Source organism: Ulvibacter antarcticus (assembly GCF_003688405.1).
GTDB classification, from domain to species: Bacteria; Bacteroidota; Bacteroidia; order Flavobacteriales; family Flavobacteriaceae; genus Ulvibacter; species Ulvibacter antarcticus.
The window spans coordinates 26520-52173 of the sequence record NZ_REFC01000011.1 but is presented as its reverse complement, the minus strand read 5'-3'; the positions used below and the strand labels follow the sequence as shown (position 1 = coordinate 52173).

The 25654-nt window shown below is 38.8% G+C and carries 16 protein-coding genes; 15 read left to right on the top strand and 1 reads right to left on the bottom strand.

The features are described 5' to 3' along the window. Positions 1-18: 18 nt before the first annotated feature. Genes BXY75_RS00495 through BXY75_RS00465 form a run of 7 tightly spaced genes read left to right on the top strand, consistent with a single transcriptional unit; the run spans position 19 to position 10443 of the window. Entirely contained in the window at positions 19-3087 is a 3069-nt protein-coding gene (locus BXY75_RS00495) for a TAT-variant-translocated molybdopterin oxidoreductase (RefSeq protein ID WP_121905743.1), read from the top strand. Between the two features lie 25 nt (positions 3088-3112). After that, positions 3113-4870 (top strand): NrfD/PsrC family molybdoenzyme membrane anchor subunit, encoded by a 1758-nt coding sequence (nrfD, locus tag BXY75_RS00490; protein ID WP_121905742.1) that lies wholly within the window; start codon positions 3113-3115, stop codon positions 4868-4870. A gap of 4 nt (positions 4871-4874) precedes the next feature. Then, a complete protein-coding gene (locus BXY75_RS00485; RefSeq protein WP_121906565.1) occupies positions 4875-5411 on the top strand; it encodes a DUF3341 domain-containing protein in 537 nt (178 codons plus the stop codon). 1 nt (position 5412) lies between these two features. Further along, the gene (locus BXY75_RS00480) at positions 5413-6099 is read left to right on the top strand and encodes a c-type cytochrome (RefSeq protein WP_121905741.1); all 687 of its coding nucleotides are present in this window, start codon (positions 5413-5415) and stop codon (positions 6097-6099) included. Between the two features lie 29 nt (positions 6100-6128). Then, complete coding sequence (locus tag BXY75_RS00475) at positions 6129-7508, top strand: quinol:cytochrome C oxidoreductase (RefSeq protein ID WP_121905740.1); 1380 nt, start codon at positions 6129-6131, stop codon at positions 7506-7508. Between the two features lie 25 nt (positions 7509-7533). Then, positions 7534-8598, top strand: a complete 1065-nt coding sequence (locus tag BXY75_RS00470) for a cytochrome c oxidase subunit II (RefSeq protein WP_121905739.1) — start codon at positions 7534-7536, stop codon at positions 8596-8598. A gap of 18 nt (positions 8599-8616) precedes the next feature. Beyond that, positions 8617-10443 (top strand): cytochrome c oxidase subunit I, encoded by a 1827-nt coding sequence (locus BXY75_RS00465; RefSeq protein ID WP_121905738.1) that lies wholly within the window; start codon positions 8617-8619, stop codon positions 10441-10443. A 79-nt stretch (positions 10444-10522) separates the two neighbouring features. Here BXY75_RS00465 and BXY75_RS00460 read toward each other — a convergent pair whose 3' ends face one another. Beyond that, entirely contained in the window at positions 10523-11032 is a 510-nt protein-coding gene (locus BXY75_RS00460; RefSeq protein ID WP_121905737.1) for a peroxiredoxin-like family protein, read from the bottom strand. A 165-nt stretch (positions 11033-11197) separates the two neighbouring features. On the opposite strand from BXY75_RS00460, the gene ruvB reads away from it, so the two are divergent. The 8 genes from ruvB to BXY75_RS17370 all read left to right on the top strand — a co-directional run bounded on the left by ruvB (position 11198) and on the right by BXY75_RS17370 (position 25642). Then, complete coding sequence (gene ruvB, locus BXY75_RS00455) at positions 11198-12220, top strand: Holliday junction branch migration DNA helicase RuvB (protein ID WP_121905736.1); 1023 nt, start codon at positions 11198-11200, stop codon at positions 12218-12220. A 3-nt stretch (positions 12221-12223) separates the two neighbouring features. Further along, the gene (locus BXY75_RS00450) at positions 12224-13552 is read left to right on the top strand and encodes a cytochrome P450 (RefSeq protein WP_121905735.1); all 1329 of its coding nucleotides are present in this window, start codon (positions 12224-12226) and stop codon (positions 13550-13552) included. A gap of 3 nt (positions 13553-13555) precedes the next feature. Next, a complete protein-coding gene (gene queG, locus BXY75_RS00445; RefSeq protein WP_394347309.1) occupies positions 13556-14482 on the top strand; it encodes a tRNA epoxyqueuosine(34) reductase QueG in 927 nt (308 codons plus the stop codon). A 129-nt stretch (positions 14483-14611) separates the two neighbouring features. Further along, positions 14612-16909 (top strand): NADP-dependent malic enzyme, encoded by a 2298-nt coding sequence (locus tag BXY75_RS00440; RefSeq protein ID WP_121905734.1) that lies wholly within the window; start codon positions 14612-14614, stop codon positions 16907-16909. Positions 16910-16989: 80 nt separating this feature from the next. Next, the gene (gene ruvA / locus BXY75_RS00435) at positions 16990-17571 is read left to right on the top strand and encodes a Holliday junction branch migration protein RuvA (RefSeq protein ID WP_121905733.1); all 582 of its coding nucleotides are present in this window, start codon (positions 16990-16992) and stop codon (positions 17569-17571) included. Between the two features lie 3 nt (positions 17572-17574). Further along, the gene (gene sov / locus BXY75_RS00430) at positions 17575-24870 is read left to right on the top strand and encodes a T9SS outer membrane translocon Sov/SprA (protein ID WP_121905732.1); all 7296 of its coding nucleotides are present in this window, start codon (positions 17575-17577) and stop codon (positions 24868-24870) included. Between the two features lie 27 nt (positions 24871-24897). Further along, positions 24898-25278: a glycine cleavage system protein GcvH gene (gene gcvH, locus BXY75_RS00425; RefSeq protein WP_121905731.1), complete on the top strand. Its 381-nt coding sequence runs from the start codon at positions 24898-24900 to the stop codon at positions 25276-25278. Then, a complete protein-coding gene (locus BXY75_RS17370; RefSeq protein WP_121905730.1) occupies positions 25244-25642 on the top strand; it encodes a VanZ family protein in 399 nt (132 codons plus the stop codon). Before gcvH ends, BXY75_RS17370 begins: the two co-directional genes overlap by 35 nt. The last annotated feature ends 12 nt before the right edge of the window (positions 25643-25654 follow it).

Sequence of the window (25654 nt, the reverse complement as noted above, 5' to 3'; positions counted from 1 at the left end):
TTAATTACAAGTAACAATATGGCATCAAACAAGAAATACTGGAAAAGTGTTGAAGAGCTAGATACAAATAGTTCTATTGTTGAGACGCTGCGCGAAAATGAATTTGTGGAATCAATTCCAACAGACGAGTTTTTGGGTGATAAGGAAACTCTTGAAGCTTCCTCAACAACACGACGTGATTTCTTAAAATACGTTGGATTTACTACAGCAGCAGCTTCATTAGCTGCCTGTGAAGGTCCGGTAATTAAGTCTATTCCTTACGTAATAGCTCCAGACGAGATCGTTCCCGGAGTTGCAAATTATTATGCTTCTACTATAGCAGATGGTTTCGATTTTGCCAATGTTTTGGTGAAAACGCGCGAAGGACGTCCTATAAAAATAGAGCGTAATGATCTTTCAACCCAAGGAGGCGGTGTAAATGCTCGTGTTCAGGCATCTGTTTTGTCTCTTTATGATAAAAACAGACTTCAAAATCCGTTGGTAGATGGAGCCGAAGTGACTTGGGCCGATTTCGACACCAATGTTGCTCAGAAGATGAACGAAATGTCTGGGAAAGACATCGTGCTTTTGACTCAGACTTTTGCGAGTCCGTCAACTTCAAAATTAATTAAAGAATTTACAGCTAAGTATCCTAATGTACGCCATGTGGTGTACGATACAGTGTCTTCTTCGGAAGCATTAGATGCTTTTCAGAATAAATACGGAACAAGAGCATTAGCCGATTACGATTTTTCAAAGGCTGAAGTAATTGTGTCAGTTGGTGCCGATTTCTTAGGAGACTGGCAAGGTGGTGGCTATGATGCCGGATACGCAAAAAGCCGTGTTCCGAATTCAGCAGGAAAAATGTCTCGTCATATTCAGTTCGAATCTAATATGAGCCTTTCAGGTGCTAACGCAGACAAACGTGTTCCTGTAACCCCTTCACAACAATTAAAAATTATAACTGCATTAACAGGTGGAAGCTTTTCAGATTTACCAAATGAAATCGCTGAAGCTGTTAAAAATGCAAAAGCTCAATTGGCAAATGCAGGAAGTAAAGGAGTTATTTTAACAGGACTTCCGGATGTCGATGCTCAATCGAAGGCTTTAAATTTCAATGCAAACAGTATTGTAATGGACGCAATGAAACCTAGAATGGTGCGTCAGGGTAATACCGCAGAAGTAATGCGTGTGATGAACGGCGTTATTTCTGGTACTGTAAAAGGAATGATTACAGTAGGAGTAGATCCTGTGTATTCATTTCCAAATAGTAGCGCATTTACAGAGGCATTTAAGAATTTAGATATGTCGCTTACATTCGCTATGAAGAAGAATGCGACCGCAGAAGCTTCTAAATTGGTTGCTGCGACACCGCATTACCTGGAATCTTGGGGAGATACTCAGATGAAAAAGGGTACTTTCAGTTTAATTCAGCCTACTATTCGTCCTTTGTTTCAAACGAGACAGTTTCAGGATAGTTTATTGCAGTGGACAGGAAATTCTCAAAATTATTACGATTATATAAAAGGTACTTGGGCCGCCGTTTTAGGTGGTGGAAGTTGGAATCAAGCTTTGCACGATGGTTTCTTCGGAAGTGATGCTGAGGTTCAAATGGATGTAATGCCTATCCCTTCTGAAGGTGAAGCTGTAATTGAAGAAAGTACCGCTAACGGCGCGCTTTCCGAAGCACTTCAAAATGAAGGTCTCGAACTTACATTGTATACTAAAACGTCAATGGGTGACGGTCAAAATGCTAACAACCCATGGCTACAAGAGATGCCCGATCCTATTACCCGTACTACATGGGATAATTATATAACGATATCTGCAAAAGATGCGGAGTCTTTAGGGTTAGAAAATACACACGTTGCAAACGGCGGACTTAACGGAAGCCGAGTAAATGTGACAATGGGTGATGTGGTAATAGAAAAAGTACCTGTAATTATTCAACCAGGACAAGCAGTTGGATCTGTTGGTCTAGCTCTTGGGTATGGTAAAACAGCTGCCATTCAAGAAGAGATGCAAACTGGTGTAAATGCCTTTGCACTTTATAATAATTTTTCTACCATACAAACCGTAAGCTTAGAAAAAGTGGGCGGAATGCACGAATTTGCATGTGTTCAGCTTCATAATACCATGATGGGTCGTGATATTATTCGCGAGACTTCCCTTGAGGTATTTAATACAAAAGACGTTCAGGAATGGAATCCGGTTATTTATGTATCTAAAGATCATAAGGAAATTCCTATTTCATCTCCGGATGCAGATCTTTGGGAGTCTTTTGATCGTTCAGTTGGACATCACTTTAATCTTTCAATAGATTTAAATGCTTGTACAGGTTGTGGAGCATGTGTAATTGCATGTCATGCTGAAAACAACGTACCAGTAGTTGGTAAAGCTGAAGTTCGTAAAAGTCGCGATATGCACTGGTTACGAATTGACAGATATTACTCAAGTGTCGAATCATTTGAAGGTGATCTAGAGAAAAAAGAAAATATTTCAGGACTTGGAAGTTCATTATCCGATTTCGGTGCGATGGAGCATCCGGCAGACAATCCACAGGTTGCATTTCAGCCGGTAATGTGTCAGCACTGTAATCACGCTCCTTGTGAGACTGTGTGTCCGGTAGCTGCTACTTCTCACGGACGTCAGGGCCAGAATCATATGGCTTACAACAGATGTGTTGGAACAAGATACTGTGCTAACAACTGCCCTTATAAAGTACGTAGATTTAACTGGTTCTTATACAATGAGAACGATGAGTTTGATTACCATATGAACAATGACTTGGGAAGAATGGTGTTGAATCCTGATGTTGTAGTTCGTTCAAGAGGTGTTATGGAGAAGTGTTCTATGTGTATACAGAAAACACAATTAACGATCCTTCAAGCGAAACGTGATGGTAAGCCTGTTGAAGATAGTGCGTTCCAAACTGCTTGTTCATTAGCATGTGATAAAGGAGCTATGGTATTTGGAGATATCAATGATCATAGCAGCGAAGTATATAAAGAGAAAAAAGACAATAGAATGTATCACTTACTAGAAGCTGTAGGTACCGAACCAAATGTGTTCTACAAGACGAAAGTGAGAAATTCAAAAGAAGTTTAAACTAACTAAGAAATAGTATATAAATATGGCGTCGCATTACGAAGCACCTATTAGAAGACCCTTAGTTTTAGGAGATAAGAGCTACCACGATGTATCTGTGGATGTAGCTGCTCCTGTAGAAGGTAAAGCAAATAAATCCTGGTGGATTGTTTTCACTATTGCCTTGGTCGCCTTTTTATGGGGAATAGGTTGTATTATTTACACCATTTCCACAGGTATTGGGGTATGGGGACTTAACAAAACAGTGGGCTGGGCCTGGGATATTACCAATTTCGTTTGGTGGGTAGGTATTGGTCATGCCGGTACGCTGATTTCGGCTGTATTATTGTTATTCCGTCAGAAATGGAGAATGGCAATTAACCGATCTGCGGAGGCTATGACAATCTTCTCGGTTATTCAAGCAGGACTATTCCCGGTTATTCACATGGGTCGACCATGGTTAGGATATTGGGTATTACCAATCCCGAACCAGTTTGGATCTCTATGGGTAAACTTTAACTCTCCGTTACTTTGGGATGTATTTGCGATCTCGACATATTTATCGGTATCCTTAGTATTCTGGTGGACAGGTTTACTTCCCGATTTTGCGATGATACGTGACCGTGCGGTTACACCATTTACAAAGAAAATTTACGGCATTCTATCTTTTGGATGGAGTGGACGTGCCAAGGACTGGCAGCGTTTTGAAGAAGTATCTTTGGTACTTGCCGGTTTGGCAACACCACTTGTACTTTCTGTGCATACTATTGTATCCTTTGACTTTGCTACTTCGGTAATACCGGGATGGCATACCACTATCTTCCCACCTTACTTTGTGGCAGGGGCGATTTTCTCTGGATTTGCAATGGTTAATACACTTTTGATCATTATGCGAAAAGTTTCCAATTTGGAAGATTATATCACCGTTCAGCATATTGAATTGATGAACATTGTTATTATGCTAACGGGTTCTATCGTTGGAGTAGCATATATGACCGAGCTATTTATTGCATGGTATTCGGGTGTTGAATATGAGCAGTATGCATTCCTAAACAGAGCGACCGGACCTTATTGGTGGGCGTATTGGGCGATGATGTCTTGTAATGTTTTCTCTCCGCAGTTTATGTGGTTTAAGAAATTAAGAACTAGTATTATGTTCTCTTTCTTTATTTCGATTGTAGTAAATATCGGGATGTGGTTCGAACGATTTGTAATTATAGTTACATCATTACACCGTGATTATCTTCCGTCTTCATGGACGATGTTCCAACCTACCTTTGTAGATATCGGGATATTTATTGGAACAATAGGATTCTTCTTTGTGTTGTTTTTACTATATGCTAGAACATTCCCTGTAATTGCGCAAGCGGAAGTTAAATCTATTCTGAAAAGTTCGGGTTCAAAATATAAAACTTTGAGAGCCGAGCATGGAGATGATGTGAAGCATTATACACTTGGTGTAGCTTCAGAAAAACCAGTGAAGAAATCTGCCGACCACAATAAAACCGTGAATGCTGATGCTTTGGTTACTTCCGAAGCACAAAGAGATCAATTAGACAGTATGTTATCGCGATTAGGAACTTTCGATCCTGCGACACAAACTGCAGATAATCTTAAAAAGATAAGTGGTGTTGGACCAGTGATGGAACAAAAACTGCATCAATTGGGTATTTATACCTTCGATCAGGTTAGTAAAATGAACGATGGAGATTACGATCTGTTAGATGAAATTATTGGCGACTTCCCTGGACGTGCAAAACGCGATGACTGGGCAGGACAAGCTTCAAAACTTAAAAACAACTAGTAGTATGGCATCTAAAGTGATTCACGCTATTTACAATGATGACGACATCCTAATGCATGCCGTTAAGGATGTACGGGCCGCTAATTATCATATTGAAGAGGTGTATACACCTTTTCCAGTGCACGGTCTCGATAAAGTTATGGGACTAGAGCCTACTCGAATTGCCATTACATCTTTTATGTATGGTTTGGTAGGATTGGCTGTAGCTATTATTATGATGAATTTCATCATGATCGAAGACTGGCCACAGAATATTGGTGGTAAACCAAGTTTTAGTTATATCGCAAATATGCCGGCATTCGTACCAATTATGTTCGAACTTACCGTTTTCTTTGCAGCACACCTTATGGTTATTACCTTTTATATGCGAAGTAAATTATGGCCCTTTAAAAAAGCGGAAAATCCGGATGTGAGAACTACCGATGATCACTTTTTGATGGCTGTAGATGCAGGAAATCATGATATTGAGAAACTAACTCAATTGTTACATAATACCGGTGCCATCGAAATTAGTTTAATAGATAATGACGAAGATCACTAATATGAAAAGTTTACTAAATATAGCCTTGGGGCTTATAGCTGCAGTAAGTATGGTTTCTTGTTTTCAGAACAATAAACCTAATTATCAGTTTATGCCCAATATGTACGAGCCTGTAGGGTACGAGACCTATGGAAGTTATGAGATATTTCCTGGAGGAATGGAGGCAATGTTGCCTGTAGAAGGGTCTATTCCTCGTGGATGGAATCCTTATGAGTATCCGAATACTAATGAAGGACTTGAACAAGCAAGAATAGAACTTAAAAACCCACTTAAAGTTACTGAGAAGAACTTGAAAGCCGGAGGTGAACTGTACACCGTTTTTTGTGCGGTTTGTCATGGTGACAAAGGAGATGGTCAAGGAATTCTTGTAACTCGTGAAAAATTTCTTGGAATACCAAGTTATGCTGATGCAGGTAGAAATATTACTCAAGGTGGAACTTACCATGTACAAATGTATGGGTTAAATTCAATGGGCTCTTATGCTTCACAAACCAATGAATTGGAACGTTGGCAAATTGCACAATATGTAATGAATCTGAAAGCTGCCTTGAATGGAGAACCATTGATGGAAGTACAATTAGATACAGCGAAGACCACGTCGGTTGAAATGTCTGAAGAAAATTTACCAATGGTTGATAGTTCAGAACAAAATATACCTGAAGATGAAACTTCAGAACAACAACATTAATTGAAGAATAATAGAGAATAGCTAAAGATATGTATACGCTACCTAGTAAATTAAAACTGTTTGCGATTATTTTTATGGTGGTTGGCGCCATTGGTATCGTTACGGGTTTCCTAACCGCTCCCGGTTCTACTGCTGAAGTAAAAGAAATGATGGCCGATCACCATGGTGACGATCATGCTTCGGAAGCTTCACATGCCGTTACTATCGATTCTCATGGAGAGTCACATAACGAAACGACCGTGGATGCTAGTCATGCAATGGAACAAGCTGGAGAGCATGGCGAAAACGCTCATGATAGTGAAGAGGCGCATCTCGAACATACATTGCACCAAATGCAAAACAGACCATGGTCGGCTTTGTATATTGCATGTTTCTTTTTCTTTATGATAGCTTTAGGTGCATTGGCATTCTATGCAATTAACTACGCTGCTCAAGCAGGGTGGTCTCCGGTACTCTTTAGAGTAATGGAAGGAATAACAGCTTATTTAGTTCCGGGAGGAATTATCATGTTTGTATTACTAGGATTGTCAGGATTCCATATTAACCACCTTTTTGTTTGGGCAGATCCTGAAGTAGTGGCACATGATAAATTGCTTCAAGGTAAAGCTGGATGGTTAAATGGAACGGCATTGATGATAAGAGCAGCAATTTTCTTAGGAGGATGGTTCTTATACCGTCATTTTGCAGTGAAGTTTTCCAGAGAGAGTGATAATGAAGATGGAAACACTTCTTTCAAAAAGACCTTTAGAATTTCAGCAGCCTTTTTAGTATTCTTTATTTATACCGAATCCATGATGAGCTGGGATTGGCTTATGAGCTTCGATCCACATTGGTTTAGTACATTGTATGGATGGTATGTGTTTGCTGGAATGATGGTTTGTGCAATCACAACTATTGCCATGGTCGCAATATATCTTAAATCACAAGGATATCTTGAATTTGTGAATGATAGTCATATTCATGATTTAGGAAAGTATATGTTCGGTTTCAGTATTTTTTGGACCTATTTATGGTTCTCACAATTTATGTTGATCTGGTATGCGAATATTCCCGAAGAAGTAACTTACTTTGTTACAAGAATAGAAGACTATAAGCTTCCTTTCTTCGGAATGTTAGCTATGAATTTCATATTCCCGGTGCTTTTACTTATGAACAGTGATTATAAACGAGTGAATTGGTTTGTGGTTTTAACGGGAATCGTAGTTTTAGCCGGACATTACATAAATTTATTTGTGTTAGTAATGCCAGGTACCGTAGGAACATCATGGTATATTGGTATTCCTGAACTTGGCGCACTTTGTTTTTTCTTTGGGCTCTTTGTATTTGTTGTTTTCACAGCACTTACCAAGGCACCTTTACTCGTGAAAAACAATCCGTTTGTTAAGGAGAGTAAGAATTATCATTATTAATTAATTATATAGAAGACAGATAACGATGACCGCACTTTTAGTTGTATTAGTAATCATTCTATTTGGAGTTGCTGTTTGGCAAATGAATAAGATATTTCAATTGTCTAAAACAGAAGGGCCTGATAATGCTTCCGAAATAGCCAATGATAAGGATAATAATTTCAATGGGTACATGATGATGGGCTTTGCCATATTCACTTACCTGTTGCTTATCTATTGTTTCTGGGAATGGGGCGATGTATTGCTTCCTAAAGCTGCTTCAGAGCATGGTGCAAAAATAGACAACCTGATGTATATTTCCATGGCGTTGATTTTTGTCGTAGGATTCTTTACACTTTGGTTATTAAGTTATTTTTCATTTAAATACCGCGGAAGAAAAGGTCAAAGAGCTGTATTCTTTGCCGATAATGATAAACTGGAATTTATCTGGACTATTATTCCCGTAATCGTTCTTGCCGGACTTATTATCTACGGTTTATTTACCTGGACCGATATTATGAACGTAAATGACGAAGATGATCCTATGATCGTTGAACTCTATGCGTATCAGTTCGATTGGAGAGCTCGTTACAGTGGAGACGATAACACCTTAGGTGAAGCCAATGTTCGTTTAATCGAAGGGGTGAATCAATTAGGAGTAGATGCTTCCGATCCAAATGCTCAGGACGATGTAGTTGTAAATGAATTGCACCTTCCAGTCGGAAGAAAGGTGATCTTTAAAATGAGATCTCAAGATGTATTACACTCAGCTTATATGCCTCATTTCCGTGCTCAGATGAACTGCGTTCCTGGAATGATAACTCAATTCTCATTTACTCCAAGCGTTACAACTGAAGATATGAGAAGAGATGAAGAGGTGACGGGTAAAGTTGGAAGAATTAATAAATTAAGAAGAGATAAGAGCAAGGTGCTGGTTGAAAAAGGAGATGAAGGTCTAGAACCTTATGTTTTCGATTATATGCTTCTTTGTAATAAAATTTGTGGAACTAACCACTATAATATGCAAATGAAGATCATCGTAGAGTCGCAAGAAGAGTATGAGGCTTGGATGAAAACTCAACCAACCATTGCAGAAGCCCTTAAGAAATAATAAAACAGATTAAGAGATATGTCAGCACACGCACACGACCACGCAGAAGATCACCACGATGATCACGGACATCATCATAAAGAAACATTTGTTACAAAATATATCTTTAGCCAGGATCATAAAATGATCTCCAAGCAATACCTGGTAACAGGATTGTTTATGGGTATGATAGGAATCGCAATGTCTATTCTTTTTAGAATGCAATTGGCATGGCCTGATCATCAATTCACAATTTATGAAATTTTACTAGGAAAATGGGGTGAAGATGGTGTTATGGATCCTAGTGTTTACCTTGCATTGGTAACCATTCATGGTACCATCATGGTATTCTTTGTGCTTACTGCCGGATTGAGTGGTACGTTTAGTAATCTACTTATTCCATTGCAGATTGGTGCACGTGATATGGCATCAGGATTCCTAAACATGATATCCTACTGGTTGTTTTTCTTATCGAGTATTATCATGCTTATGTCTCTGTTTGTAGAAGCAGGACCTGCATCAGCCGGTTGGACAATATACCCTCCTTTAAGTGCATTACCACAAGCGATCCCTGGATCCGGTACAGGTATGACTTTATGGTTGGTATCTATGGCAATCTTTATTGCATCCTCTTTATTGGGATCTTTAAATTATATAGTAACCGTATTGAATTTGAGAACAAAGGGTATGTCTATGACCCGTTTGCCTCTTACAATTTGGGCATTTTTTATCACTGCAGTAATCGGGGTAGTATCTTTCCCTGTTCTTTTATCTGCAGCACTTATGCTAATAATGGATAGAAGTTTTGGAACTTCTTTCTTCCTATCAGATATTTATATTGCAGGAGAAGTATTACACAATCAAGGTGGTTCTCCGGTATTATTTGAGCACTTATTCTGGTTCCTTGGACACCCTGAAGTATATATCGTTATTCTTCCTGCCATGGGTCTGGTTTCAGAAATTATGGCAACAAACGCTCGTAAACCTATTTTTGGGTATCGCGCGATGGTCGCTTCCATTTTGGCAATTGCATTCCTTTCGACTATCGTTTGGGGTCACCATATGTTTATATCAGGTATGAATCCTTTCCTCGGATCGGTGTTTACCTTTACAACATTATTAATCGCAATTCCTTCAGCTGTAAAATCCTTTAACTGGATTACCACGCTTTGGCGAGGAAACTTGCAGATGAATACGGCCATGTTATTCTCCATTGGTTTCGTTTCAACCTTTATAACAGGAGGTCTTACAGGTATTATTCTTGGAGATAGTGCACTTGATATTAATGTTCACGATACTTACTTCGTGGTTGCTCACTTCCACTTGGTAATGGGTGTATCTGCATTGTACGGTCTATTTGCAGGAGTGTATCATTGGTTCCCAAAAATGTTTGAAGGAAAATTATTAAATAAGAATCTTGGTTATATTCACTTTTGGGTGACTGTGATTGGCGCTTATGGAGTATTCTTCCCTATGCACTTTATTGGGATGGCAGGTCTTCCTAGAAGATACTATACCAACACCAATTTCCCGTATTTCGATGATTTGACCGATGTGAACGTAGTAATCACGATTTTTGCAATCATCACTGCTGCAGCACAACTGGTATTCCTTTATAACTTTATTTCTTCTATGTTCTTCGGAAAAGTGGGCCCTAAAAACCCATGGAATTCTACAACATTAGAATGGACTGCAGAAGTGAAGCATATCCACGGAAACTGGGACGGTCCAATACCACATGTATACCGCTGGTCTTATGATTATAGTAAACTGAATAAGGATGAAAGCGATTACGTTATTCCGGGACAGGATTATATTCCACAACATATGCCGCTTCAGGAAAACGAAGAAGAATTAAATCACTAGTTTATAGTGTTACCATAAATATTAAAAACCCTTCCAATAAATTCGGAAGGGTTTTTTATTTTTTAATAGTATAAGTTATCTAAGCGCCTCCTCTCGCAGGATAATCTTCTTTCGTTACAAAATCAATAGCTTTTATTAAGCTTTCAAGAGTTGGTCGTGCGAACGGCATCGTTTGAACAGAAGAAAAATACAACGTACCATCCGGTCTTACAAGAAAAACTGCTGGCTCCGAAAACACGGCGGGTTCTGCATCCTTTATTGCATTTGATATATATAGCCCCCATTCTCGAGCCTTAACTTCTGTCATTCCATAGCCAATGGGAACAGATTCAACATCCCATTTTTCACCACTCAACTTGGCTCTTTTTTCTGTATCCATACTAATTGCTACTACATTGACACCTCTTTCTGAAAAGTCTTCAAGTTTTGGTTTTAAACTTTCGAGATACTTTTTACACACGGGGCAATGAAGTCCGCGATAAAATATTATCAGCGTAAACGCATCCGGACGTTGCTTTTCAAGATTCCATATCGAGTCATTTATTAATTTAACTTCCAAGGCAGGCACTTTACTTTTTGGTTTGATCATAATTTTTCTTTTTAAGATAAAAAGTAAAGCTTTAAAGTACTCATAACGGATTGCTAAACCTTTGTTAAGCTATTTGAAAAGAAATTATGAAATCAACTCTAGCTTTATATGGATTACCCGATTCCTTTTTAAAAATTCAACAGGAATGATTCGTATATTTGTTAGATGAACGAAAACCTAGATCCAACTGGTGAAGATTTAAGTCCGCAGGAACTCGAATTAGAGAAAAAACTGAGGCCACTTTCTTTCGATGATTTTACGGGTCAGGATCAGGCTCTCGAAAACCTTCAGATCTTTGTACAAGCCGCGAATCTTAGAGGAGAAGCTTTAGATCATACGCTGTTTCATGGCCCTCCAGGTCTTGGTAAAACAACACTTGCACATATTTTAGCCAATGAGTTGGAAGTAGGAATAAAAGTGACTTCGGGTCCCGTTCTAGATAAACCTGGAGATTTGGCTGGTCTGCTCACCAATCTTGATGAAAGAGATGTGTTGTTTATAGACGAGATACATCGTTTAAGCCCAATCGTGGAAGAGTATTTGTATTCGGCAATGGAGGATTATAGGATCGACATTATGATCGAGTCCGGACCAAACGCTCGTTCTGTTCAGATTAATTTAGCACCATTTACCTTGGTAGGTGCAACTACTCGTTCTGGTTTGCTAACAGCACCCATGAGAGCTCGTTTTGGTATTTCTTCCCGACTGCAATATTATACAACAGAATTACTCACCACAATTGTTCAGCGAAGTGCGGGTATATTAGATGTTCCTATTTCCATGGAAGCCGCCATTGAAATTGCTGGTAGAAGTAGAGGAACACCAAGGATAGCGAATGCATTGTTAAGAAGAGTTCGGGATTTTGCACAGATTAAGGGTGATGGAAATATCGATATCAAAATAGCCAAATTTGCCTTAAAGGCACTTAACGTCGATGCACATGGTCTCGATGAGATGGATAATAAGATTCTCACTACCATCATAGAGAAATTTAAAGGAGGTCCGGTAGGTTTAACGACCATTGCAACCGCAGTTTCTGAAAGTCCCGAAACTATTGAGGAAGTGTACGAACCATTTTTAATCCAACAAGGCTTTATTATGCGCACCCCAAGAGGTCGTGAAGTTACTGAAGCAGCCTACAAACACTTAGGAAAATTGAAGGGCCCAACACAAGGGGGATTGTTCTAAAATATGGAAAAGAAAATACCCACTGTTTCACTGTATAAATTTTTACGTCATTCATTTGATATTTTAAAAAACCCACTGCCTTTTCATCATCAAAATTTCGAGAGACATGGCGATACTTTTCGTCTTCAGATCGGTTTCGGAAAGTCAGTTGTTTTTTCCCGCAACGCGGCCTTTGCACAATATACACTTCAGAAAAATCATAAGAACTATACAAAATCAACAATCCAAACAAAGGATCTAGCCAAATATGTAGGTAAGGGACTGTTAACTTCAGAAGGTGAACATTGGAAGAAGCAGCGACGACTTATACAACCGGCCTTTCATAAAAAGCAATTGGAGACTTTATTAGAAACTGTGTTGGAGGCCATCCAAACAGAGCTTTCAAAAATAAAGACGGGTACTCCACGTGATATTTTTCCGGTCTTCAATGATCTGGCATTTCAAACAGTGGTAAAAGCATTGTTTAGCAGTGCTGTAAGTGCTACAGATATAAAGCGCCTGCAGCAAATCACAGAAGAATCACAGCAAATGTTAGTTAAGGAACTGCGTCAGCCGTATTTGAAGTGGTGGTTTAAAAGCAGTGGCAAATTAAAAAGTGTACTAAAACTTACTTCTGAAGCGCGTGAAATTTTAAGAAAATTAATTCATGAACGCAAGTTGAGCAACAAGAAAGAAGGGGATCTTCTAGACATGTTGTTGGAAGCCCAGTATGAAGATGGAAGCGCAATGGAAGAAGAACAGCTCATTGATGAGATCCTTATTCTGTTTACTGCGGGTCATGAGACAACATCCAATGCGCTAACTTTTACTTGTGAATTATTAGCACGCAATCCGGAAATTCAGGAAATTATTTTTTCTGAAGTAATAAAGGCGACTTCAAATAAAGCAAATTTAATGGAATACATGCAAGCCTGTCCCTATACAAAACAGGTAGTGGAAGAGTCTATGAGATTATATCCGCCGGCATATTTTATAGATCGAATTAATATTGAGGAAGATGAATTTGAAGGAATGAAAATCCCGAAAGGAACAAATTTATTGTTTTCCTTACATGAAATTCACAGGCATCCAAAATTTTGGGAAGCCCCGGAAGCTTTCAAACCGGAGCGTTTTACTGAAGGAAATCCGTTAAAATATTCAGCCTATTATTTTCCTTTTGGAGCTGGACCGCGGATGTGTATCGGGAATAATTTTGCCATGTACGAAATGATCCTTGCAATTGCTGAAGTGATGAGTAAGTACAGGATTTCCCCAAAATCCACACCAATTAAAATCCTTCCTTTAATAACTTTGAAACCTAAAGATGCTATCTTAGAGTTTAATTTGAGATAAGATTTGATTGAAAATCCTTCAAAATATGCGGCAGAAATAAAACAGGAAGCTAAGCGCCTCGGGTTTATGTCATGCGGCATTAGCAAAGCTGAATTTTTAGAAGAAGAAGCACCGCGATTGGAGAAATGGCTTCAAAAAAACAGGCACGGTGAAATGAGCTATATGGAAAATCATTTCGATAAGCGTCTGGATCCAACCAAATTAGTGCCCGGATCTAAAAGCGTAATTTCGTTATTGTTGAATTATTTCCCTTCGGAAACTCAAGATGAATCAGCTTATAAGATTTCAAAATACGCCTACGGTACCGACTACCATTTTGTGATTAAAGACAAACTGAAACAATTGCTCGCTTTTATTCAAGATGAAATTGGTGATGTTCATGGCCGTGCGTTTGTAGATTCTGCGCCAGTACTTGATAAAGCTTGGGCAGCGAAAAGTGGCTTGGGTTGGATTGGGAAACACAGCAACCTCTTAACTAAACAAGTCGGTTCCTTTTATTTTATTGCCGAATTAATCGTGGATTTGGATTTGGCATACGACAGTCCGGTAACCGATCATTGTGGCGCTTGTACTGCCTGTATCGATGCCTGCCCAACACAAGCAATAGTAGAGCCCTATGTGGTAGATGGTAGTAAATGTATTTCGTATTTCACCATTGAACTTAAAAATGAACTCCCTACATCCATGAATGGTAAATTCGATGATTGGATGTTTGGCTGCGATGTTTGCCAGGATGTTTGTCCGTGGAATCGTTTCAGTAAGGCTCATCGTGAACCTCTTTTCAATCCTAATCCTGAATTGCTTTCGATGTCTAAGAAGGATTGGGAAGAAATCACAGAAGAAGTCTTTCAGGAAATTTTCAGAAAAAGTGCTGTGAAAAGGACAAAATTTTCAGGGCTCCAACGTAATATTGACTTTCTGAAGAAATAAGTAATCATTTCATTCTCTCTGTAAATTATAATACTTATTTCACCAAAAAACCCTGCTTTTAAAAGGCGGGCTTTGTTGTGATTCCTTACATTTGTAAATCATCGTTACTACAACTAACCTCCAGAAGCTATGAGCAAACAGAGTAAAAGAAGAGAAGCTTTATTATACCACGCAAAACCGAAACCGGGTAAAATTCAAGTTGTACCAACTAAGAAATATGCTACACAAAGAGATCTTTCATTGGCATATTCCCCAGGAGTTGCAGAACCTTGTCTGGAAATAGCAAAAGATGTCGAGAATGTTTATAAATATACCGCTAAAGGCAATCTGGTAGCGGTGATTTCGAATGGAACAGCAGTGCTAGGACTGGGAAACATAGGTCCTGAAGCTTCCAAGCCAGTGATGGAAGGAAAAGGATTACTGTTTAAGATTTTCGCAGATATTGATGTTTTTGATATTGAAGTAGGCACTGAAAACGTCGATTCATTTATAGAAACGGTTAAAAATATTGCTCCCACTTTTGGAGGAATCAATCTCGAAGATATTAAAGCGCCGGAAGCCTTTGAAATTGAAAGGCGTTTAAAGGAAGAATTGGATATTCCCGTGATGCATGACGATCAGCATGGAACTGCGATTATATCTGCAGCGGCCTTACTCAATGCACTTTCCATAGTCAATAAAAAAATCGAAAAAGTAAAAATTGTAATCAGCGGGGCAGGAGCGGCAGCCGTCTCTTGTACGCGTTTGTATAAAGCATTTGGTGCTAAAACTGAAAATATCGTGATGCTCGATAGTAAAGGAGTGATTAGAAAAGATCGAGAAACTCTTTCCGAAGAAAAACAAGAATTTGCTACCGCCAGAAAAATAGATACGCTGGATGAGTCTATGAAGAATGCTGATGTGTTCGTTGGTCTGTCGATTGCAGATATAGTCACACCTAAAATGTTGAAAAGTATGGCGAAAGACCCTATTGTCTTTGCCATGGCCAATCCCGATCCGGAAATCGCTTATGATTTAGCTGTAAGTGCCCGAAAAGATATTATCATGGCTACGGGGAGAAGTGATCATCCTAATCAAGTGAACAATGTTCTTGGATTTCCTTTTATTTTTCGTGGCGCATTAGACGTAAGAGCGACTAAAATTAATGAAGCTATGAAAATGGCAGCCGTGAAAGCCTTGGCCGAATTGGCTAAAGAACCGGTACCTGAGCAAGTAAATATCGCTTATGGAGAGACAAAGCTTCTCTTCGGAAAAGATTATATTATCCCTAAACCTTTCGATCCAAGATTAATCGCTACTGTTCCTCCAGCTGTTGCAAAAGCAGCAATGGAAAGCGGGGTGGCTACAGCTCCTATCAAAGATTGGGATAAATATGTTGATGAGCTTTATGAAAGGATGGGAAGCGATAATAAAATTGTTCGCTTGCTAGTTAATCGGGCGAAGATAAATCCGAAGCGGGTTGTTTTTGCGGAAGCAGATCATTTGGATGTTTTAAAGGCGGCACAAATTGTATTCGAAGAGGGAATAGGAATTCCGGTGTTGCTAGGTCGCAAAGAAGTGATCTTAGAACTCATGGAGCAGATTGAATTTAATGAAGATCTCGAAATTATTGATCCAAAAAGTGATGAAGCGACCGAGACTTTGAATCGGTACGCAGAAATGTTTTGGAAAAGCCGAAGACGTAGTGGTGTTACACTTTATGATGCTCAAAAGCTTATGCGAGAGCGCAATTATTATGCTTCCATGATGTTGAATGAGGGCGATGTCGATGCTATGATATCCGGTTACTCACGTTCATACCCTTCGGTGGTGAGACCAGTGCTTGAAACGATTGGAAAATATGATGGCGTGAGTAAGGTGGCAACGACTAATTTAATGTTGACTAAAAGAGGACCATTGTTTATTTCAGATACATCAATAAATATTGATCCAACAGCAAAAGAATTAGCGAAGATCGCGCAGATGACCAACTATACCATGAAAATGTTCGGGTTGGAACCGGTGATCGCTATGATATCGTATGCAAATTTTGGCTCTTCAAAAGATCCACATGCCACTAAAGTTCAGGAAGCAGTGGCGTTGCTTCATAAAAGTAATCCAGATATGATTCTGGATGGTGAGTTGCAAACAGATTTTGCATTAAATCCGGAAATGCTTCAGAAGAAATTTCCATTCTCAAAATTAGCCGGTAGAAAAGTAAATGCACTTATATTTCCTAATCTGGATTCGGCAAATAGTAATTACAAATTGTTAAAGGAGCTCAATAACGTTGAATCTATTGGGCCTATCATGCTTGGAATGCGAAAACCGGTTCACATATTGCAATTAGGAGCGAGTGTAGAAGAAATTGTAAATATGGCGGCAGTTGCCGTAGTCGATGCGCAGCAAAAAGAAAAACGGATACGAGAACAGCCAAAGCGGCAATAATCCTTAGGAATTTCATATTTCTGTGGATGGCAGATGCAAATAATTATACTATATTTGAGCCGCTAACATTTTTATAACATATGATTTCCCATATACAGGGCAGACTGATAGAGAAAAATCCGACGGATGTAGTGATTGACTGTAATGGCGTAGGTTATTTTATAAATATTTCCTTGCATACTTTCTCACAGATCCCGGATGGCGAAAACGTGAAATTGTTTACACATCTGCAGGTTCGTGAAGATGCACACATTTTATATGGGTTTTCGCAGGTTGCTGAACGAGAAATATTCAGGTTGTTGATTTCTGTTTCGGGCGTTGGAGCCAGCACCGCCAGAACGATGCTGTCGTCCTTGTCGCCAGAGCAGGTGACAGAGGCAATTGCTTCGGGAGATGTAGCAACCATTCAATCGGTAAAAGGGATTGGGGTAAAAACGGCACAAAGGGTGCTGTTAGATTTGAAAGATAAAATTCTAAAAGTATATGGCTTGACCGGGATTTCTGCCGTTTCGAGCAATACGAATAAAAATGAAGCGTTATCTGCTTTGGAGACACTAGGTTTTGTTCGAAAACAGGCCGAAAAAGTCTGTGATAAAATAGTGACAGAAAATCCGCAGGCATCGGTTGAAACGATTATAAAACTAGCTTTAAAAAATTTGTAAACATTGGGCGCAAAAAACTACCTTAACATCAATAGATATTTTAAGATACTGTTAGTTTTAAGTATCACTTTTGGAGTTTACAACACGGCATTGTCGCAGGATTCTACTGCTACGGGTTTTTCGACCGGGCGAATGGATTTGCCTAATCCTACCAGTATTCAGGATTTATATACTTACGACCCTATCACCGATCGTTATATTTACACTCAAACTTTAGGCAATTTTAATATCAGTTATCCTGTTATTCTTACTCCGGAAGAGTTTAAAGATCTTCTACTAAAAGAGCAGATGCGGGAGTATTTTAAGGAGAAAATCGATGCTGCCGACGGAAGAAAGGAAGGTTCTGAAGAAAAACAAAAGAATTTACTACCAACATTTTATGTAAAATCAGGTCTTTTCGAATCTATTTTCGGAGGAAACACTATCGAAGTGATTCCACAGGGTAGTGTTGAGATGGACCTTGGACTTTTATATACTAAACAGGATAATCCGGCATTTTCACCAAGAAACCGAAGCAATTTATCTTTTGATTTCGATCAAAGAATAAGCCTTAGTTTATTGGGAAAAGTTGGTGAAAGACTTCAGGTTACTGCCAATTACGATACTCAATCGACATTCGACTTCCAGAACCAGATTAAACTTGAATACACACCTACCGAAGACGATATCATTCAGAAGATAGAAGTCGGAAATGTAAGTATGCCTCTAAATAGCTCGCTTATACAGGGGTCTCAAAGTTTGTTTGGGGTAAAAACACAATTGAAATTCGGTAAAACAACAATTACAGGTGTATTTTCTGAACAAAAATCAGAATCCAGAACTGTGGTCGCCGAAGGTGGTGCAACTGTAACTGAGTTTGACATTTTCGCATTAGACTACGATGAAGATCGTCACTTCTTCCTGGCACATTATTTCAGGGATCATTACAACACTTCGCTTATCCAGTATCCATTTATCAATTCGAATGTGCAGGTTACAAGAGTTGAAGCATGGATTACCAATAGAAGTAGCCGAACTCAAAACGTAAGAAACATTGTTGCAATTCAAGACATTGGGGAATCTGATCCTACCAATATTGGTTTGCCGTTACCTCCAGGAGGTTTTATAAACAGCTCCAGGGGTGCTTATCCGGATAACTCGAACAACAAGTTTAATCCTTTTGGTCTCGACGGAAGTGCGCCAACTTTATTAAATCCGCTTATTCGTGATGTTGCAACGGTTGACGCCGGATTTTCAGGAGTTCAGGTAGCAGATGGAAGGGATTATGTAACTCTGGAAAACGCAAGAAGACTTGAGCCAAACGAATACCAACTTAATACACAGTTGGGATATATTTCCTTAAATCAGAGATTGACAAATGATGAGATACTTGGAGTTTCCTTCCAGTTTACTGTAAACGGAAAAGTGTATCAGGTTGGGGAATTTTCGAATGATGGTGTAGAAGCCAATGGAGGAACACTTGAAGATCCAAACGATCCAAATGGTATTCCTGTTGAAGGTATTTCGCAAAATCTTGTCGTTAAGATGTTAAAGAGTAATATTACCAATGTAAACCAACCGGTTTGGGATTTGATGATGAAAAACATCTATCCTTTGGGGGCCTTTCAATTGGAGCAAGAGGATTTCAGACTTAACATTCTGTATACCGATCCGTCACCTTTAAATTATATTACCCCTGTACAAGGTACTACGTTCCCGGATCCTTCAAATCCAAGTGACCCTGTAGACTTGAACGACGCTACCTTATTGAGAGTTTTCAATATGGATAGGCTTAGTTTTAATAATGACCCTCAAGTAGGCGGAGATGGATTTTTCGACTTCCTGCCAGGGGTTACCGTAGATACACAAAACGGGCGCGTAATATTTACCAGTGTGGAACCCTTTGGAGAGTATTTATTCGACAAACTTGATGACACACCTAGATCCGGTCCCGAGAATTATGAAATTCCATCTACTTACAATGTAAATCAAGAGAGGTTTGTATTTAACCGTCTTTATTCTTCGACCAAAACACAGGCCGAGCAGCAGCAAAGTGAAAAAAATAAATTCCAATTAAAAGGAACATATAAATCTACCGGTTCTGACGGAATAGCCATTGGAGCATTTAATATCCCTCAAGGATCTGTTACAGTAACAGCAGGTGGTAGAGAATTGGTAGAAGGTGTAGATTATACCGTAAATTATCAGTTAGGACGTGTGCAAATTTTGGATCCTGCATTACTTAATTCAAATACTCCCATTCAAATAACCACCGAAAATAATACCTTATTTGGGCAGCAAACTAAACGATTTACAGGTTTGAATGTGGAACACCAGTTTAGCGAGAAGTTCTTAATTGGGGCTACATATTTGAACTTGAACGAGCGACCTTTAACTCAGAAATCAAATTACAACGTAGAGCCTATAAATAATACGATCTTCGGAATTAACGCTAACTATTCCACAGAAGTACCGTTCTTAACTAGATTGGCAAATAAACTTCCCAATATCGATACTGATGTAGAATCGAATGTATCCTTACGTGGTGAATTTGCTTACTTAATGCCAGGTGCACCAAAAGTTTCTGACTTCGATGGAAAAACTACCGTTTATGTAGATGATTTCGAAAACTCACAAACTGAATTGGATATTGGATCGCCGACGACTTGGTTCTTATCGAGTGTTCCTGTCCGATTTGGAGGTGATATAGCTAATGGATTGTTAGGTTATAACGATAAACGTGCAAAATTAAACTGGTATACCATCGACCCTATATTTTATAGTAGTCAGAGACCAGACGGAATTACAGATGAAGACCTTTCATCACCGTTTACCCGTCGAGTTTTTAGAGATGAGATCTTCCCGGCTCAGGATATTATTCAGGGGCAGACACAAGCATTATTTACACTCGACTTATCGTTTTATCCGAGTGAAAGAGGAGAATATAACTACACAACTGATGCCGGTAGTACGAACACCTTACCAGATCCTGCCAGTCGTTTTGGAGGGATTTCAAGACAATTAACTACCACAGATTTTGAGCGTTCTAATGTAGAATACCTTCAGTTTTGGATAATGGATCCATTTATCTATCCGGAAAATGCAGCCAATCAAGGTGGTACTCTTAGTTTTAACTTCGGAAACATTTCCGAAGATGTTTTAAAAGACGGTAGAAAACAGTATGAAAACGGACTTCCGCAAGATGGAAGTGATACGAATACGCTTAATTCTGTATGGGGAAAAACTCCAAGTCAGCAATCGTTGGTGTATACTTTCGATACCGAAGGGCAAGAAAGAACGAATCAGGATATTGGTTATGATGGTTTAAGTGATGCTGAAGAAAAAGCAAAACCCGAGTATCAAGCTTTCACAAGCATGGACGATCCGGCACGTGATAATTATCAATACTTTTTGCAAAGCGAAGGTGGCATCATAGAAAGATATAAGCAATATAATGGTACGGAAGGAAATTCGCCCGTAGAAGTTACAAATACAAACAGAGGTTCTACAACACAGCCGGATGTTGAAGATATTAACCGAGATAATACAATGAACACGGTTAATAGTTATTTTGAATATAACATTCCAATTGCGCCGGGAATGGATAGAACAAACAACCCGTATATTACCGATATAAAAGACGTGGAAGGTGGGGTTTTACTGCCAAACAACGAGACAATAGAAGTGCGTTGGGTACAGTTTAAGATTCCATTAAGTGAGCCGGATGAAGCTGTAAATGGAATTTCCGATTTCCGTTCTATTCGTTTTATGAGAATGTTCATGTCCGACTTCGAATTGCCTACGACTTTAAGATTTGGTACACTGGAGCTGGTTCGCGGAGATTACCGAAGATTTACACAAGCATTGGATGGAGGTCCGGATCCTGCCAGTGAAAATACTGTCTTTGAAGTAGAAGCAGTGAGTATAGAGGAAAATAGTAGTATCTACGTATTGCCTCCTGGTGTGGATAGAGAAGAATTGAATAACAACAATAACATTATTCGTCAAAACGAGCAGTCGCTTGCGTTACGGGTATGTGGGTTGGAGCCAGAAGACGCCCGTTCGGTTTATAAGAATTTTAGTGTTGATATGCGACAGTATGAAAATCTGGAGATGTTTATACATGCTCAATCGTTAACATCACAAGCAGAGATCAATGATGGAGAGATGGTTGCTTTTATGCGATTAGGAAACGATTTAACACAGAACTTCTATGAAGTTGAAATTCCGTTAAATATTAGCTCAACTAATACCAGAGATCCCGAGGCTGTTTGGCCAATTGCAAACCGTATTAATTTACCGCTTCGTTTACTACAAGATGTGAAATCGCGAGTCCGAAATGGGGATAATAATCCTCCGGTAGACGTCAACGGAATAACATTTTTTGATCAGGCAGAATTGGATGAAACTTCGGCTTCAGGGTCTGAAAATGATATGAGGATTGGTATTAAAGGTAATCCTAGCTTCGGAAACGTACGTGTTATCATGCTTGGTCTTAGAAATGCTTCGTCTAATGATATTTGTGGAGAAGCATGGTTTAATGAATTACGTCTTTCAGAATTGAAAAATCAAGGAGGATGGGCAGCTGTAGCCAGTATGGATGCTAACATCGCTGATTTCGCAACAATTAGTGCTACGGGAAGAAAAAGTACAGTAGGATTTGGATCAATCGAACAGGGTCCAAACGAAAGAAGTCGTGAAGACCTTCAAGGATATGATGTTGTGACCAATTTGAATTTAGGACAATTACTTCCGAAGAAATGGGGAATACAATTACCATTTAACTACGGACGATCTGAAGAATTGATTACGCCTCAATACGATCCCGAGTTGCAAGATGTAGAGTTGCAGACTAGCATGGATAATGCTGCAAACGATAGTATAAGTGATGCAATTAAAAATCAGAGCATCGATTACACGAAGCGTCAGAGTATAAACTTCATCGGTGTTAGAAAAGAGCGTACGGGAGATAGTAAACCTAAAATCTACGATGTTGAGAATCTTACCTTATCTTATTCTTACAATCAGATCGATCATCACGATTTTGAGATTGAAGATGCGCTTGATCAAAACGTGCGTGTAGGTGGTACATACAATTATAATTTCACACCAAAAACGTTGGAACCGTTTAAAAAGAATGATTCAATCTTTACTGGTAAATACTGGCAATTCTTAAAAGATTTGAATTTTAATTACCTGCCGACAAATATTTCGGTGAGTTCAAATATTACACGACAGTACAACGAACAAAAATTCCGTGAGTTGAGCCTAACAGAGGGAAATATTGGTCTACCCACCTTATATCAAAGAAACTTCTTGTACGATTGGCAATATGCAATCAATTATAATTTAACAAAATCACTTCGATTTAATTTTACCTCTACAAATAACAGAATTGTTAAGAATTATCTTGATGAAGATGGGGTTCCAGATCCGGATGTAGATTTATGGAGTGGATTTTTTGATGTTGGAGAGCCTAATCAACATTTCCAATCGCTTCAGTTAAATTACGATCTTCCATTTAGTAAAATTCCTTTCCTGAAGTTTATAAGAGCGACGTATTCGTATACGGGAGATTATCAGTGGCAGAGCAGAGGAAATCTGTTTGACGAAATAGAAATATTTGAAGACGATGGCTCGAGTAATACATATAGCTTAGGAAATTCAATTTCCAACGCAAGTACGCATCGTATCAATTCGAGTTTGGATATGGGGAACTTCTATAAGTATATTGGACTTACCAAAAAGACCAAAGGAAGTAGTACTCGAAACAACCGTGGATCATCGGGAGATGGTGGGGGCAAAAATGGCGATGGAAATAAAGGCGACCGTAACAATAAATTAATGAAAGGTGGCAATAAAGATCCAGAGGGAGGAGGCAATGAAATAGGTGGTGCACAACTACTTACTGCTGGAGCTCCAGCTCCCCGAAGTGGAAATGCTTCTACATCATTAAGTGGCGGCGATAAAGCGGTTAATACACTTATTGGCATTGCGACATCCTTGCGAAAAATACAGGTTAATTATCAAGAGAACAACGGTATCTTTTTACCTGGATATACTCCATCTACTGGCTTTATAGGTACTTTGAAGCCTACTACCGGATTTATCTTCGGAAGTCAGGCAGAGATAAGAGAATTAGCGGCACGCAATGGGTGGCTAACCTTATATCCCGAATTTAACGAACAATATACTGAGGTAGAGAATCGACAGTTAGATGTACAAGCGAATATAGAATTGTTACCTGATCTAAAAATTGATCTAAACGGAAGCAGAATTTATTCTGAAAATTACGCAGAGAATTTTATAGTGGAAGATGATCTTTATCGATCGCTTACTCCTAATACCTTCGGAAACTTCAACATTTCGACCATGCTTATTAAAACGGCATTTGGTAGTAATAACGAAATTACTTCAGCAGCATTTGAAGATTTTAAAAGCAACCGACTAATTATTGCAAACAGACTGGCATCAGAACGGGGGATTGATACTAGTAACCCTGCGAATCTCGATGAAGATGGATATCCAATAGGTCTGGGGAGAACAAGTCAGGATGTATTGTTGCCAGCATTCTTATCTGCCTATAAAGGTAGTGATGCTTCAAAAGAGAAAACAGGTATATTCAGAGATGTTCCTCTTCCAAACTGGGACGTTAAGTACACAGGTTTAATGCGCCTAAAGTGGTTTAAGAAAAATTTCAAACGATTCTCAATTCAGCATGGATATAGAGCAGGTTATACAGTAAATCAGTTCCAAACGAATTTGGATTATAATACAAGTGACCCTACAGAGACAGATCAGGCAGGGAATTTTAAAAGTGAGTTATTTCTTATAAATGTAAATCTAACCGAACAATTTACTCCGCTGGTACGTTTTGATTTCGAAATGAAAAATTCGGTTAAAATACTGGCCGAATATCGCAAGGACCGTGCTTTACAATTGAGTTTTGCAAATAATCTTCTTACAGAGATTAGAGGAAATGAAATTATATTAGGTCTGGGATATCGCGTAAAGGACGTTAAGTTTACAACCAATTTTGGGGGTAAGAAAACCATGCTTAAAAGTGATTTGAACTTCAAGCTAGACCTATCGCGTCGTGATAATAAAACAATTATTAGGTATCTTGATCTGGATAATAGTCAGACTACTGCCGGACAAACGATTTACGGCTTACAATTCTCAACTGATTACGCATTGAGTAAAAACTTAACGGCACTTTTCTATTACGACCATTCGTTTTCGGAATATGCGATATCAACTGCATTTCCACAAACCACGATAAGAGGTGGATTTACTTTGAGATATAACTTTGGAAACTAACATTAATAAATTTTAATTACGCTTACTATGAATGTACCATCGAACCTAAAATATACTAAGGACCACGAGTGGATTCTTATTGAAGGAGATATTGCCACCGTTGGAATTACAGATTTCGCTCAAGGAGAATTGGGTGATATTGTTTATGTTGAAGTGGAAACTTTGGACGAGACAATGGACGCTGATGAAGTTTTTGGTACAGTAGAAGCTGTTAAGACAGTATCGGATCTTTTTTTGCCCTTAGCAGGTGAAATTATTGAGTTTAACGATAGCCTGGAATCGGAACCTGAAAAAGTGAACAGTGATCCTTATGGAGAAGGTTGGATGATTAAAATAAAGATCTCAAAGCCAGAAGAAATTGATAATTTACTGGATGACGCAGCTTATAAAGAAATTATCGGAGCCTAAACCTCTCCTACTAATAGGTGTCCTGTATACATTATTAGTTACTATTGCATTTTTATTTCCTAAGTCGCAAATTCCTCAAGTTAATATTCTTGAGTTGGATAAGCTTGTGCATGTTCTTATTCATGGAATACTTTCTTTTATCTGGCTATGTTATTGGTTTTCAACTGATAAATATCATTTTTCAAATAAAATTGTCTTTGTAATTTTAAGTGTTTGCTTCCTCTATGGCTTAGCCATAGAAGCGTCGCAACATTTGTTTACGCTATCAAGACAGTTTGATGCATTCGATATACTAGCGAACTCTATTGGTAGTTTAATTGGGCTTCTCGCCTTTTGGATCTTCATAAGAGTGAAAAATCAATAAAGGTGTGGAGCA

What these genes read in the sequence shown, in the direction of transcription:
- BXY75_RS00495 (WP_121905743.1), top strand. Translation starts at nt 19, where the DNA reads ATGGCATCAAACAAGAAATACTGGAAAAGTGTTGAAGAGCTAGATACA.
- nrfD (WP_121905742.1), top strand. Translation starts at nt 3,113, where the DNA reads ATGGCGTCGCATTACGAAGCACCTATTAGAAGACCCTTAGTTTTAGGA.
- BXY75_RS00485 (WP_121906565.1), top strand. Translation starts at nt 4,875, where the DNA reads ATGGCATCTAAAGTGATTCACGCTATTTACAATGATGACGACATCCTA.
- BXY75_RS00480 (WP_121905741.1), top strand. Translation starts at nt 5,413, where the DNA reads ATGAAAAGTTTACTAAATATAGCCTTGGGGCTTATAGCTGCAGTAAGT.
- BXY75_RS00475 (WP_121905740.1), top strand. Translation starts at nt 6,129, where the DNA reads ATGTATACGCTACCTAGTAAATTAAAACTGTTTGCGATTATTTTTATG.
- BXY75_RS00470 (WP_121905739.1), top strand. Translation starts at nt 7,534, where the DNA reads ATGACCGCACTTTTAGTTGTATTAGTAATCATTCTATTTGGAGTTGCT.
- BXY75_RS00465 (WP_121905738.1), top strand. Translation starts at nt 8,617, where the DNA reads ATGTCAGCACACGCACACGACCACGCAGAAGATCACCACGATGATCAC.
- BXY75_RS00460 (WP_121905737.1), bottom strand. Translation starts at nt 11,032, where the DNA reads ATGATCAAACCAAAAAGTAAAGTGCCTGCCTTGGAAGTTAAATTAATA.
- ruvB (WP_121905736.1), top strand. Translation starts at nt 11,198, where the DNA reads ATGAACGAAAACCTAGATCCAACTGGTGAAGATTTAAGTCCGCAGGAA.
- BXY75_RS00450 (WP_121905735.1), top strand. Translation starts at nt 12,224, where the DNA reads ATGGAAAAGAAAATACCCACTGTTTCACTGTATAAATTTTTACGTCAT.
- BXY75_RS00440 (WP_121905734.1), top strand. Translation starts at nt 14,612, where the DNA reads ATGAGCAAACAGAGTAAAAGAAGAGAAGCTTTATTATACCACGCAAAA.
- ruvA (WP_121905733.1), top strand. Translation starts at nt 16,990, where the DNA reads ATGATTTCCCATATACAGGGCAGACTGATAGAGAAAAATCCGACGGAT.
- gcvH (WP_121905731.1), top strand. Translation starts at nt 24,898, where the DNA reads ATGAATGTACCATCGAACCTAAAATATACTAAGGACCACGAGTGGATT.
- BXY75_RS17370 (WP_121905730.1), top strand. Translation starts at nt 25,244, where the DNA reads ATGACGCAGCTTATAAAGAAATTATCGGAGCCTAAACCTCTCCTACTA.